The sequence below is a fragment of the Bellilinea sp. genome (assembly GCF_053501535.1).
Map to the genome: position 1 here is coordinate 1 of NZ_JBRCOK010000037.1, position 11764 is coordinate 11764.

Genomic DNA, 11764 nt, shown 5'->3' on the forward strand with positions numbered 1-11764 from the left:
CAGTTCTACATTCGGACGATGGACGTGACCGGCTCGATCAAGCTGCCGGAAGGGGTGGAGATGGTGATGCCGGGCGACAACGTGAACATGGAAGTGGAGCTGATCGTGCCGGTGGCGCTGGAGCAGGGTTCGAAATTCGCCATTCGCGAAGGCGGTTTGACCGTCGGCGCGGGTGTGATTACCAAGATTCTGGACTAGGTGTAGCAAGATGGCAAAGCAACGAATTCGCATTCGTCTGAAGGCATACGACCACCGTGTTTTAGATCAATCCGCCAAGCGGATTGTTGAAACGGCTGAACGGAGCGGTGCGCAGGTAGTTGGACCGGTACCGCTGCCGACCCGCATTGAGCGCTTCACTGTTCGGCGTTCGACCTTCATAGATAAGGACTCCCACGAGCATTTTGAGGTGCGTACACACAACCGTTTGATTGATGTCCTTGACCCGGACTCAAAAACGATTGATATGCTGATGCGACTCAATTTGCCTGCTGGCGTGGATATCGAGATTAAGATTTAGTTATTCGGGGCGGAATTCGGGCAGGTTCTGCCTGCCCGAAAAATACCCCAAAAATGGCAGGATCAACTCTGGTCATTTTGAAAAAGTTCGATTATAATAGAGCGGTTTGGGCGTACAGGCTGAAAACAGCCAACGCTCACAAGGCCGGGTAAGAGTGTCTTTGTAGGCGCAGAACAAAAAACGAGCTGACGCAGCAAGGCACTGACTGCCAGGCGGACCGGGATGATGCAGCCAAGCCCAGGCTGACAGTCCTGAAAAAAACCTTTGAAAGATCAAGGAGAACAAAAGAGATGTTTAAAGGGCTGATCGGGAAGAAAATCGGCATGACCCAGATTTTCGATGATACAGGTGTGGCGGTACCCGTCACCATTATCGAAGCTGGGCCATGCTACGTTACCCAGATAAGACGGCCTGAAAATGACGGCTATTCTGCTGTCCAATTGGGTTATGGGGAAGTTAAGCCGAAGCGTTTAACCGGCGGAGAGCTGGGTCACTTGAAGCGCTCCGGTCTTAATTTGCCTCCATTGCGTTTTCTGCGCGAGTTTCGCGCCAAAAACCCTGACGTCAAGGAAGGGGAAACGGTAACCGTCGAGGCGTTCGCGGTAGGTGAGCGCGTGGACGTGGTTGGTACCAGCAAGGGAAAAGGTTTCCAGGGCGGTGTCAAGCGCTACGGATTCCGCGGTGGTCCGAAGACTCATGGTCAATCGGATCGTCACCGCGCGCCAGGTTCCCGCAGTTCCGGAACGACCCCCGGGCGTGTCTTCAAGGGTTCGCGTGGACCGGGTCATATGGGCAATGAACGTGTGACCGCGCAGCACTTGAAGGTTGTTCTGGTGGATGCCGAGCGTAACTTGATCGGCGTGTGTGGAGCGGTTCCGGGCCCGCGCGGCGGTTTGGTCATCATCAAAGAGGCGCGCAAGCAGTAAGATGCATCGCGACTTTACCTGGACTGACGGAGCGAAGGAACTATGTTAGTAGATGTTTTCAACATGGAGGGCCAAAAGGTCAAGCAGGTGGAATTGCCTGAGGCGATCTTTGCTGCCCCAATCAATGTGGATTTGATGCATCAGGCGTATGTACGCCAGATGGCGAATGCGCGGCTGGGAACTCATGATACCAAAACCCGCAATGAGGTGGCCGGTGGTGGTCGAAAACCATGGCGCCAAAAAGGTACTGGACGGGCGCGGCAGGGTTCCATTCGGGCAGCGCAATGGAAAGGCGGCGGACGTATTCACACTCCGCATCCGCATGCCTACACCCTTTCAATGCCCCGGAAGATGCGTCGGGCAGCCTTGCGTTCAGCGCTTTCGGTTAAAGCTGCTGAATCCTCGATTGTCCTGGTGGATGAACTGGCAGTGTCGGAACCGAAAACCCGCCTGATGGCAAAGGTTTTGAACACGCTGGTGGGAGATGCCAGCGCGCTGGTGGTGATCCCGCAAAAGGATTCCTACGAGAATGTGATCCTTTCGACGGTGAATCTTCCGGAAACTAAAATTTTAATGGCTTCTTATCTTAACATCCGTGACCTATTCAAGTTCGACAAGGTCGTTATGCCGCTGGCGGCGCTGGATGTGATCAAGAGCTATTTGGGATAGGTAGGAGGTTCAAATGACGACGATTTATGAAGTACTCCGCCGCCCGTTGGTGACCGAAAAGACCAATTATCAGGTCAATCGCTTGCACCAGTATGTGTTTGAAGTGGCTGAAAATGCCACCAAATCCATGGTGAAGGATGCGGTCGAGCAGATTTTTGACGTGAAGGTGTTGCGGGTCAATATCATCAATGTACCCGCCAAGCGCACCCGCCGGGCGCGCAGCCGACGCGTTGTGGTGCGTAACCCGGCTTACAAAAAAGCCGTTGTGACCCTGGCGCCCGAAGACAGAATTCCGATCTTTGAAGGGGTTGAATAATGGCGATTAAGATTTATAAACCGGTAACTCCCGGTCTGCGTGGCATGACCGGCTATAGTTTTGAGGAGATCACCCGGACTGTGCCGGAGCGTTCGCTGCTGGTGGTTCGCAAAAAACACTCCGGTCGCAACAATCAGGGACGGGTGACGGTTCGCCACCAGGGTGGCGGTAACCGCCGCTATATCCGTCTGGTGGACTTCAAACGGAACAAGTTGAATGTGCCTGCCAAAGTGGCAGCCATTGAGTATGATCCCAATCGTACCGCGCGCCTTGCGCTGCTGGTCTATGCGGATGGCGAAAAACGCTACATCATTTCCCCGGTGGGGTTGAAGGTTGGCGATACGGTTGTGGCGGGTCCGGGTGTGGATATCCGCCCAGGCAACAGCCTGCCCATCTCTAATATTCCGGTGGGTACGATGATTCACAATATCGAACTCTATCCGGGGCGAGGCGGACAGTTGGTGCGTTCGGCGGGCACTGCAGCACAGCTGCTTGCAAAGGAAGGTGATTTTGCCCAGATCCGCCTGCCTTCCGGTGAGGTGAGGCTGGTGCGTCAGGTGTGTTACGCAACCATTGGACAGGTTGGCAACCTTGACCACGGCAATATCAAACTGGGTAAAGCCGGGCGCAAGCGTCATATGGGGATCCGCCCTGCGGTGCGTGGAACCGCGATGTCGCCGCGCGATCATCCGCATGGTGGTGGTGAAGGTCGTCAGCCAGTGGGTATGCCCGGCCCGAAGAGTCCGTGGGGTAAACCCACTCGTGGTTACAAAACCCGCCGCAACAAGACGACGGATAAATACATTGTTCGCCGCCGCAGTGTGGCCAAACGCTAAGCGGTGTGGTTTGATGGATAGGTAACACCGAGAAAGAGGGACGAGATATGTCACGTTCATTGAAAAAGGGCCCGTTTGTAGCCCCAAAACTACTGAAAAAAATTGAAATGATGAATGCCCGCGGCGAAAAGAAAGTCATTCGTACCTGGAGCAGGGCAAGCGTCATCTTTCCCCAAATGGTGGGGCACACCGTTGCCGTCCATGATGGCCGCCGGCATGTACCGATTTACATCACCGAGAACATGGTGGGGCACCGGCTGGGTGAGTTTGCCCCTACCCGCCATTTTCGCGGGCATGTGGCGGAAAAATCCTCCAAGAGGTAAGTTGCAATGGCAAACGATATTCGAGCCAAGTTAAGTTATTGTCCGGTTTCCGCCCAGAAAGTGCGGCTGGTGATTGACCTGGTGCGCGGGCGCCCGGCAGTAGAAGCGCTGGATACGCTCAAGTTCGTCAACAAAGGCGCAGCGGCACCTGTCCGCAAACTGCTGGCTTCAGCGGTTGCCAACGCGGAAGAAAATTTTGGGATTGATCGCAACAACCTGTTTGTGTATCAAATTGTTGCGGATGAGGCCCCAACGCGCAAATGGCGTCGGTTTGGTGCGCGCGGTCGGTTCAAACCGATCCTCAAACGCGCTTCGCACGTAACCGTTGTTTTACGGGAGCGTGAATAAGATGATTTTCGTCCGGTTTGCCTGAACAGAAAGGGCATCCGGCAAGCAGAAACCAGGAGAAGTTATGGGTCGAAAAGTTCATCCAATTGGATTTCGTCTGGGCGTCCACCAACCGTGGGAAGGTCGCTGGTACGCTGATGGCAGTGAATACACTGAGCAGTTGCATCAGGACTTTGAAATTCGCAAAATGATCTTTGCGGATGCCGATCGGGCAGCGATTTCGAAGGTCGAAATTGAGCGTTTCCCCGGCAAGGTCAAGGTGATTGTTCATACGGCAAAACCCGGCATCCTGATTGGACGCAAAGGTGAAACCGTCAAGAAAATCCGCCAGGATCTGGAAGCCCTGACCAAGAAAAAGATTGATCTGGAAATCAAAGAGATCAAACTGCCTGATTGTGACGCCTATCTGGTTGCGCAGAACATTGCCAGTCAAATTGAACGGCGTGTGGCTTACCGCCGTGCGATGAAGCGTGCCTTGCAGCAAGCAATGCGCCAGGGCGCACAGGGAATCAAAATCGAGGTGGCTGGTCGTTTGAGTGGTGCTGAAATGGCGCGCAGCGTCTGGCTGCGTGAAGGACGAGTGCCTCTGCAAACCATTCGCGCGGATATTGACTTTGCCCGTGCGGAAGCGCTGACAACCTACGGACAGATTGGTGTCAAGGTTTGGATTTACAAGGGTGAAGTCCTGCCCAGTGAAGAGGAAAAAGCGGAAGTCACCGAGGGTGTCTATATCAGCGAGTAATCCTGCGCTGGGTTGAACCCAGACGGAATGAAGAGAGGTAAGCAATTATGTTGATGCCAAAACGTGTCAAATGGCGCAAGCAGCAACGTGGACGCATGAGGGGGAAAGCCCTGCGCGGAGCGGAACTGATCTACGGTGAGTTCGGCCTGCAGGCACTTGAACCCGGTTGGGTCACCGCCCGGCAAATTGAGGCTGCCCGTCGTGCTCTCGTGCGCTCGATGCGCCGCCGAGGAAAAGTGTGGATTCGGATTTTCCCCGATAAACCCTATACCCAGAAACCGCCGGAAACGCGTATGGGTAAAGGTAAAGGTGGGGTTGAGTACTGGGTGGCGGTTGTCCGCCCGGGAAGAATCATGTTCGAGCTGGGCGGTCTTCCCGCTGATGTAGCGGTGCAGGCTTTGCGTCAGGCTTCTTACAAGTTTGCGATCAAGACGAAGGTGGTTGCTCGTCATGAATCGGTGACAGGAGAAGTAGGATGAAAACCGAACAGATTCGCCTGATGTCCACTGAAGAATTGAAAGCCAAACTGGCGGATGCGCGTCAGGAACTGATGAATTTGCGCTTTCAAATTGTTACCGGTCAGCTTACGGATACCAGCCGGCTTAAGCAAACCCGCCGCTTGATTGCGCGCTATATGACCATTCTGCGCGAGCGGGAACTTTCTCAACAGCGGGAAGGTGGAAAATGAACACACGGCGACGTTTAACCGGTGTTGTTACCAGTAATAAAATGCAGAAAACTGTGGTCGTAAAAGTGACCCGCACCTACCAGCATCCGCTTTACAAAAAAGTGGTTCATGCTTCCATGAAGCTGAAAGCACACGACGAATTGGGATGTGAAATTGGAGATGAAGTGCTGGTAGTGGAAAGCAGACCGCTTTCGCGTGATAAACGCTGGGTGGTTCAGTCCATCCTCAAACGCCAGGGGCAGCCGATGCAGGAACTGCCCGCGGAGGAAGGAGCGTAAAGGATGATTCAGCACGAAACCCGATTAAAAGTTGCCGATAACACGGGCGCACGCGAGCTACTGGTCATCCATGTGATGGGTGGCTCAACCCGGCGCTATGGGCGTGTGGGTGATATTGTGGTTGCCACGGTGAAATCCGCTTCACCGCAGGGCTCGGTCAAGAAGAGCGATATTGTCAAAGCAGTGATTGTACGTTGTGCCAAAGAATGGCGCCGCGAAGATGGTTCAACCATCCGCTTTGATGATAATGCGGCGGTCATTCTGGATAACGATGGCCAGAACCCCAAAGGCACCCGTATTTTTGGCCCTGTGGCTCGCGAATTGCGTGAAAAAGGCTTTATGAAGATCGTTTCGCTTGCGCCGGAAGTGATCTAATGCAAGGAAACAGGAGCGAAGCCATGAAGATGAAGATACGTAAAGGGGATACGGTCGAAGTGATTAACGGCCGCTTTGAAGATAAAGGAAAACGCGGCGAAATCATTCGGGTGTTACCCAAGGAAAACCGGGTGGTGGTGCAGGGAGTCAACCTGCGCACCAAACATCAGCGTCAGGTGCAAACTCAGGGGCGCAACATTTCGCCCGGTAAAATCCGCTTTGAGGCACCGATTGATCTTTCCAACGTTATGCTGGTTTGCCCAAAGTGTGGCAAAGCCACGCGGGTAGGAATTTCCCGCGGCGAAGATGGCAAATCATTGCGGGTTTGCAAAAAATGCAATGCCGCCATAGACGAATAAGCCATCGGGGAGCGAGTCAATGAACATATTGAAGGAAAAATATCAAAACGAAGTGGTGCCGGCATTGATGAAGGAACTTGATCTTCACAATGTCATGCAGGTACCGCGTATTACCAAAGTGGTCGTCAACATTGGCCTGGGTGAAGCGCTGGATAATCCGAAAGCGCTGGAAGCCGCCAGCAGCGACCTGGCAAAAATTACCGGCCAGAAACCGGTGATCACCAAGGCGCGCAAGAGCATTGCGGCTTTCAAACTACGCGAAGGGCGCGCCATCGGCACAATGGTTACTTTGCGCGGGGAGCGGATGTGGTCATTCCTCGACCGTTTGATGAACATTGTGCTTCCTCGGGTGCGTGATTTTCGCGGTGTTTCGGCAGAGGCGTTTGATGGACGCGGAAATTACACGCTGGGTTTGCGGGAACAGATCATCTTCCCGGAAATCGAGTACGACAAGGTGGATAAGGTACGCGGAATGGAAATTACCATTGTAACTACAGCACCAACCGATGATCAGGCTGTCAAATTGCTGCAATTGCTTGGGATGCCTTTCAGGAAGGATTAGTATGGCAAAGAAATGTATGATGTATCGTGAACAACGCCGCAAGTACGCCGTTCAGGTGCGTAATCGTTGCAAACGTTGTGGACGCCCGCGAGGTTACCTGCGTCGTTTTGGGCTGTGCCGAATTTGCTTCCGGGAGCTCGCTCTTGAAGGGAAGATCCCCGGCGTAACCAAGTCATCCTGGTAGTTCCAGGCCGGAGGTAGGCATGAGTGTGAATGATCCAATTGCTGATATGTTAACCCGCATGCGCAACGCCATCATGAATGGTCAGGTGGTGGTCGCTATGCCAAGCACCAAACTCAAGGCAGAAATTGCCCGGGTATTGAAGGAAGAGGGTTTCATCGAATCGTATGAAGTTGTGAGCGGTGAAAAACCTCACGAGCAGACTCTGCGCATTCGTTTGAAGTACGTGGGCGAACGCCGCCAACGCCGTCCGGTCATTACCGGATTGGAGCGGGTGAGCCGTCCGGGCCGACGCATTTACACCCGTAAACAGGATATTCCCTGGGTGCTTTCTGGTTTGGGTGTTGCTATTCTCTCCACACCCAAGGGTGTGATGACCGGACAGCGCGCGCGCCAACTCAATGTTGGCGGTGAAATCCTGTGCAAGGTCTGGTAGGCCGGAAAGCGTAAAGGAGGTATATAGACGTGTCTCGTATTGGTCGCTTACCGGTGGTTGTTCCTGCAAATGTTCAGGTGACAGTGGATGGCTCTTCGGTGCACATCAAAGGCCCGAAGGGTGAATTGCAACGCGAATTTTCGCCGGTGATTTCCATTAAATTCGAGAATGGACAAATCGCCGTCAGCCGCTCATCTGAAGAGCCGCAAGTGCGGGCGCTGCATGGAATGACCCGAGCATTAATCCAGAATATGGTAACCGGAGTCAGCGAAGGGTTTACCAAGGTGCTGGAAATTGATGGTGTGGGTTACCGCGCCGAAATGGATGGCCAAAACCTGAAGCTGTTTGTGGGATATTCCCATCCGGTCATTGTTGAACCCCCGGCGGGTATCTCCTTTGATGTGGATACCAAAACACGCCAGATCAAAGTAATGGGATACAACCGGGAGTTGGTGGGGCAGGTTGCTGCCGATATCCGTAAAATTCGACCACCCGAACCCTATCATGGGAAAGGGATTCACTATCTTGGTGAAAAAATCCGCCGAAAAGCCGGCAAAGCCGGTAAAGGCAAGAAATAGGTGAGTGCTCATGGCTAAATTAAGTCGTTCTGAAGCGAGAATTCGCCGCCATCGCCGCGTGCGCAAGCACCTGAGCGGCACGCCGGATCGTCCGCGTCTGGCAGTTTTCCGCAGCCTGGCCGAAACCTATGCACAGGTGATTGATGATGAAGCCGGGCAAACGCTGGCAGCAGCATCCACCATTGATCACGAGTTACGGGGCAAGGTGGAAGGTAAAACCAAAACCGAACAGGCCCGGCTGGTGGGTGAACTGGTTGCCAAGCGCGCCAAAGAAAAGGGCATCACCCGTGTGGTGTTCGACCGGGGCGGTTTTCGTTACATCGGCCGGGTTAAGGCACTGGCCGAAGCTGCCCGTGAGTCTGGCCTGGAGTTCTAGGCTGAACCGAAAGCAATGAAAGAGGCCTGACTATGGAGATGATGGAATACTCAACTTACGAACAACAATACGACGAGCGGGTCATTGAAATTGCCCGCGTGGCAAAAGTTGTCAAAGGCGGCCGCCGCTTCCAGTTTCGGGTGACGGTGGTGGCTGGTGATAATCATGGGAATGTCGGTTTGGGCGTTGGTAAAGCCAATGCCGTGCCGGATGCCATGCGTAAAGCCACCGAACGGGCTCATAAAAACATGCGGCCTGTGCCCATGATCGGGACAACCATCCCGCATGAGGTCATCGGCAAAACATCCGGGGCAAAAGTGCTGCTCAAACCGGCTTCGGCAGGTACGGGCGTTATTGCTGCGGGTGGGGTGCGCGCAGTATTGGAAGCTGCCGGTATTCGGGATATTTTAACCAAATCAATGGGCAGCGCCAATGTGCTGAATGTGGTGAAAGCCACCTTTGATGCACTGAGCCAGCTGAAATCGCCCGAAGAGGAAGCGGCAAAACGCGGTAAACCCGCCAAGGATTTGCTGCCCTTCTGGGAACGGAGGAAGAATGGCTGAGAAAAAGCAATCTCCCAAGATGCTGCGCATCACCTGGGTGAAAAGCGCAATCGGTTATTCGGAGCAACATAAAGCGACCATTCGTGCGCTGGGTCTGCGCCGTCTTAACCAGACGGTGATTCATGAGGATACGCCGACCCTGCGAGGAATGCTGCGGAAAGTCAATCATCTTGTAAAAATCGAAGAGCAGGTAGAGCAATGAAATTGAATGATCTGAAGCCAAACGAAGGCGCCAGAAAAGACCGCAAACGCGTTGGGCGGGGTATTTCCGCCGGTAAAGGTAAAACCAGCGGCCGCGGTACCAAAGGCCAGGGCTCCCGCTCCGGTGAAGGCGGGCATCTGTACCGCCAGGGCGGTAACCTGCCGTTCTACCGCCGTCTGCCGTTCATGCGCGGTGAGGGCTTTACCCCTCCCGTGCAGGTTGAATACAACGAAGTCAACCTCAGTCAACTGGCAGCGAAGTTTGAAGCCAACATGGAAGTTACTCCACAAACGCTGGCGGAGAAGAATTTACTTCACAAGCCCAATAACCCGGTTGTCATTCTTGGCAATGGGGAATTGAATATTCCCCTGAAGGTGCGGGTGCAACGGGTGAGCAAAGGTGCACAGGCCAAAATCGAAGCCGCTGGCGGTTCTGTGGAAATCATCGCCTGAGAGGCTGGAGTTAAGGAGACCAACGCATGAAGCGGTCAGCATGGCGTTATTTATGGAAATCGGAAGATATTCGTAAGAAGCTTTTAATCACTTTGCTGCTGCTGGTGCTTTATCGGCTGGCAGCCAATATTCCCGTGCCGGGAATTGACCGCGAAGTGATTCGAGGCATCGTTCAGGCACCCGGAGCAGCGGGTACGCTGTTTGGCCTGCTGGATCTGCTTTCTGGTGGTACGATTTCACGGTTCTCCATTCTGGCAATGGGGGTTTATCCTTACATCACGGCGCAGATTATTTTGCAACTGCTGGTGCCAATCATTCCGGCGCTGGAGCGGAAGATGAAGGAAAACCCCCGCGAAGGTCAGAAATGGATGGAAAAATGGACGATTATTCTGACCGTGCCGATGGCATTGCTTTCGGCTATTGGTCAAATTAACATCTTCAACTCGCTTGCCGGACAAACGGGTCAAACGGTGTTGAGCTACACCTACGGTTTCACGGGAGCCTCTTTGCTGCCAACCCTGACGACCCTGATCAGCATGATGGCCGGCACGATGCTGGGTATCTGGCTGGGGCAGTTAATCTCCGAATATGGCATTCCCAAGCAGGGTCTTTCGCTCATCATCTTTTCCGGCATCGTGGCAGGCATTCCATCCAACCTGATCAGTCTATGGAGTGACCGTCAAAATGCATGGTGGCTGACTCTGCTGATTCTGGTTGTGCTGGTGCTGGTCATCTTTGCGATTGTCTTCGTGCAACAAGGACGCCGCAATGTGCCGGTGCTGTTCCCCGGACGGCGAGTGGGTAACCGCATGTCCATGCCGGTACGCAGCAATCTGCCGTTGATGATCAACATGGCCGGTATGATCCCGTTGATTTTTGCACAGTCTATCTTGCTCTTTCCGGCAATTGTGGCCAGTTACTTCATCAATTCCCAAACACCGTGGGTAGCCAGCCTTGCCAGCGGTATTTACAATACCTTCAGCGGGCAGGGAGCGTGGTATGCGGTGATGTACTTCTTGATGGTGGTGGCGTTCACCTTTTTCTATACGGATGTTCTCTTTGCTCAACAGAATTACGGTGAAACCCTCAAGCGGCAGGGCGCTCAAATTCCGGGTGTCCTGCGCGGGCCTGCCACCCAAAAGTACCTGACCAAGGTTCAACGGCGAATCACCCTGCCGGGAGCGTTTTTCCTCGGCTTTGTGGCAGTACTTCCCTACATCATGCATGCTTTCTTGCCGGCTTCGGCGCGCAATGCCGGTTTGTTCCTCATTTCGGCGGCCGGCTTGCTGATCGTGGTCGGTGTGGTGCGGGATACCTTCACCATCATCGAAACCGAGCTCAAGTTACACGGTTACGATGAAAATCTAATCAAGGGATAATCGGATGGGACGCTTTATCGTACTCCTCGGCCCTCCCGGCGCGGGAAAAGGCACACAGGCACAGGTTTTGGCAGAAAAAACCGGATTGGCGCACATCTCTTCCGGGGATATCTTCCGTGAAAACCTGAAGAATCAAACCGATTTAGGAAAACTGGCTCAGGTTTACATGAACCGCGGTGAGCTGGTGCCGGATGATGTCACCATTGCAATGATTCGCGAGCGGCTCAGCCGCCCCGACTGCGCCAATGGTGCCATTCTGGATGGTTTTCCGCGAACCCCAGCCCAAGCCGAGGCCTTGAGCGCCATGTTGGACGATCTGGACGGGAAAGTGGTGAGCGTCCCATACATTTCGGTGCCAGCCGAGGTGTTGATTGAACGCTTGAGCGGCCGCTGGACCTGCCGGACGTGCGGCAAGGTATATCACAGCGTGTACAACCCACCAAAAAAAGCCGGAATCTGTGATGATGACGGTGGGGAGTTGTACCAGCGCGAAGATGACCAGCCGGCAACGGTGGAGAAGCGGATCAAAGTTTACTTGGAACAAACCAGCCCGTTGATTGAACATTACCGGCGGGCTGGATTGCTGGTGGAAATTGATGGGACTTTACCGATTGAAGAGGTAACCCGTCAATTGATGGAAGCGATTGCCTAACAGGTG

General features: G+C 53.8%; 24 protein-coding genes. All 24 read left to right on the forward strand.

From position 1 onward, the window contains the following. Positions 1-198: EF-Tu C-terminal domain-related protein (locus ACWIZX_RS03760; protein WP_448334863.1), on the forward strand; the 198-nt coding region annotated here is incomplete at its 5' end. A gap of 10 nt (positions 199-208) precedes the next feature. Then, positions 209-517, forward strand: coding sequence for a 30S ribosomal protein S10 (gene rpsJ, locus ACWIZX_RS03765; protein ID WP_061915262.1), 309 nt, complete (start codon positions 209-211; stop codon positions 515-517). Positions 518-807: 290 nt separating this feature from the next. Beyond that, a complete protein-coding gene (rplC, locus tag ACWIZX_RS03770) occupies positions 808-1443 on the forward strand; it encodes a 50S ribosomal protein L3 (RefSeq protein WP_322793833.1) in 636 nt (211 codons plus the stop codon). Positions 1444-1485: 42 nt separating this feature from the next. Next, on the forward strand, positions 1486-2112 hold the full coding sequence (gene rplD, locus ACWIZX_RS03775; protein ID WP_448334864.1) for a 50S ribosomal protein L4: 627 nt from the start codon (positions 1486-1488) through the stop codon (positions 2110-2112). Between the two features lie 13 nt (positions 2113-2125). After that, positions 2126-2428, forward strand: coding sequence for a 50S ribosomal protein L23 (gene rplW / locus ACWIZX_RS03780; protein WP_322794300.1), 303 nt, complete (start codon positions 2126-2128; stop codon positions 2426-2428). Further along, the gene (gene rplB / locus ACWIZX_RS03785) at positions 2428-3264 is read left to right on the forward strand and encodes a 50S ribosomal protein L2 (RefSeq protein ID WP_322794301.1); all 837 of its coding nucleotides are present in this window, start codon (positions 2428-2430) and stop codon (positions 3262-3264) included. The genes rplW and rplB overlap by 1 nt, the downstream gene beginning before the upstream one ends. A 47-nt stretch (positions 3265-3311) precedes the next feature. Beyond that, complete coding sequence (rpsS, locus tag ACWIZX_RS03790) at positions 3312-3587, forward strand: 30S ribosomal protein S19 (RefSeq protein ID WP_322794302.1); 276 nt, start codon at positions 3312-3314, stop codon at positions 3585-3587. A gap of 6 nt (positions 3588-3593) precedes the next feature. Next, complete coding sequence (rplV, locus tag ACWIZX_RS03795) at positions 3594-3935, forward strand: 50S ribosomal protein L22 (RefSeq protein ID WP_322794303.1); 342 nt, start codon at positions 3594-3596, stop codon at positions 3933-3935. Positions 3936-3999: 64 nt separating this feature from the next. Next, positions 4000-4677, forward strand: a complete 678-nt coding sequence (gene rpsC / locus ACWIZX_RS03800; protein ID WP_322794304.1) for a 30S ribosomal protein S3 — start codon at positions 4000-4002, stop codon at positions 4675-4677. Positions 4678-4724: 47 nt separating this feature from the next. Beyond that, entirely contained in the window at positions 4725-5156 is a 432-nt protein-coding gene (rplP, locus tag ACWIZX_RS03805) for a 50S ribosomal protein L16 (protein WP_322794305.1), read from the forward strand. Then, on the forward strand, positions 5153-5365 hold the full coding sequence (rpmC, locus tag ACWIZX_RS03810) for a 50S ribosomal protein L29 (RefSeq protein WP_322794306.1): 213 nt from the start codon (positions 5153-5155) through the stop codon (positions 5363-5365). Before rplP ends, rpmC begins: the two co-directional genes overlap by 4 nt. Beyond that, positions 5362-5643 (forward strand): 30S ribosomal protein S17, encoded by a 282-nt coding sequence (rpsQ, locus tag ACWIZX_RS03815; RefSeq protein WP_322794307.1) that lies wholly within the window; start codon positions 5362-5364, stop codon positions 5641-5643. The genes rpmC and rpsQ overlap by 4 nt, the downstream gene beginning before the upstream one ends. 3 nt (positions 5644-5646) lie before the next feature. Further along, on the forward strand, positions 5647-6018 hold the full coding sequence (gene rplN / locus ACWIZX_RS03820) for a 50S ribosomal protein L14 (protein WP_061915299.1): 372 nt from the start codon (positions 5647-5649) through the stop codon (positions 6016-6018). Positions 6019-6041: 23 nt separating this feature from the next. Further along, positions 6042-6377 (forward strand): 50S ribosomal protein L24, encoded by a 336-nt coding sequence (gene rplX, locus ACWIZX_RS03825; RefSeq protein ID WP_416181065.1) that lies wholly within the window; start codon positions 6042-6044, stop codon positions 6375-6377. A 19-nt stretch (positions 6378-6396) separates the two neighbouring features. Then, positions 6397-6939 (forward strand): 50S ribosomal protein L5, encoded by a 543-nt coding sequence (gene rplE / locus ACWIZX_RS03830; RefSeq protein WP_448334865.1) that lies wholly within the window; start codon positions 6397-6399, stop codon positions 6937-6939. A 1-nt stretch (position 6940) separates the two neighbouring features. Next, positions 6941-7123: a type Z 30S ribosomal protein S14 gene (locus ACWIZX_RS03835; protein WP_082149015.1), complete on the forward strand. Its 183-nt coding sequence runs from the start codon at positions 6941-6943 to the stop codon at positions 7121-7123. Positions 7124-7142: 19 nt separating this feature from the next. Next, complete coding sequence (gene rpsH / locus ACWIZX_RS03840) at positions 7143-7556, forward strand: 30S ribosomal protein S8 (protein ID WP_061915305.1); 414 nt, start codon at positions 7143-7145, stop codon at positions 7554-7556. A gap of 29 nt (positions 7557-7585) precedes the next feature. After that, positions 7586-8134 (forward strand): 50S ribosomal protein L6, encoded by a 549-nt coding sequence (rplF, locus tag ACWIZX_RS03845; RefSeq protein WP_322793879.1) that lies wholly within the window; start codon positions 7586-7588, stop codon positions 8132-8134. 10 nt (positions 8135-8144) lie between these two features. Then, the gene (gene rplR / locus ACWIZX_RS03850) at positions 8145-8510 is read left to right on the forward strand and encodes a 50S ribosomal protein L18 (RefSeq protein ID WP_322793880.1); all 366 of its coding nucleotides are present in this window, start codon (positions 8145-8147) and stop codon (positions 8508-8510) included. A 38-nt stretch (positions 8511-8548) separates the two neighbouring features. After that, positions 8549-9073 carry a 30S ribosomal protein S5 gene (rpsE, locus tag ACWIZX_RS03855; protein WP_322793881.1) on the forward strand — a complete coding sequence of 175 codons (525 nt, stop codon included), beginning with the start codon at positions 8549-8551 and terminating at the stop codon, positions 9071-9073. 19 nt (positions 9074-9092) lie between these two features. Further along, positions 9093-9275, forward strand: a complete 183-nt coding sequence (gene rpmD / locus ACWIZX_RS03860) for a 50S ribosomal protein L30 (protein WP_211261486.1) — start codon at positions 9093-9095, stop codon at positions 9273-9275. After that, positions 9272-9727 (forward strand): 50S ribosomal protein L15, encoded by a 456-nt coding sequence (gene rplO / locus ACWIZX_RS03865; protein WP_322793882.1) that lies wholly within the window; start codon positions 9272-9274, stop codon positions 9725-9727. The genes rpmD and rplO overlap by 4 nt, the downstream gene beginning before the upstream one ends. A 26-nt stretch (positions 9728-9753) precedes the next feature. Then, the gene (gene secY, locus ACWIZX_RS03870) at positions 9754-11106 is read left to right on the forward strand and encodes a preprotein translocase subunit SecY (protein WP_322793883.1); all 1353 of its coding nucleotides are present in this window, start codon (positions 9754-9756) and stop codon (positions 11104-11106) included. A gap of 4 nt (positions 11107-11110) precedes the next feature. After that, positions 11111-11758, forward strand: coding sequence for an adenylate kinase (locus ACWIZX_RS03875; protein WP_322793884.1), 648 nt, complete (start codon positions 11111-11113; stop codon positions 11756-11758). The last annotated feature ends 6 nt before the right edge of the window (positions 11759-11764 follow it).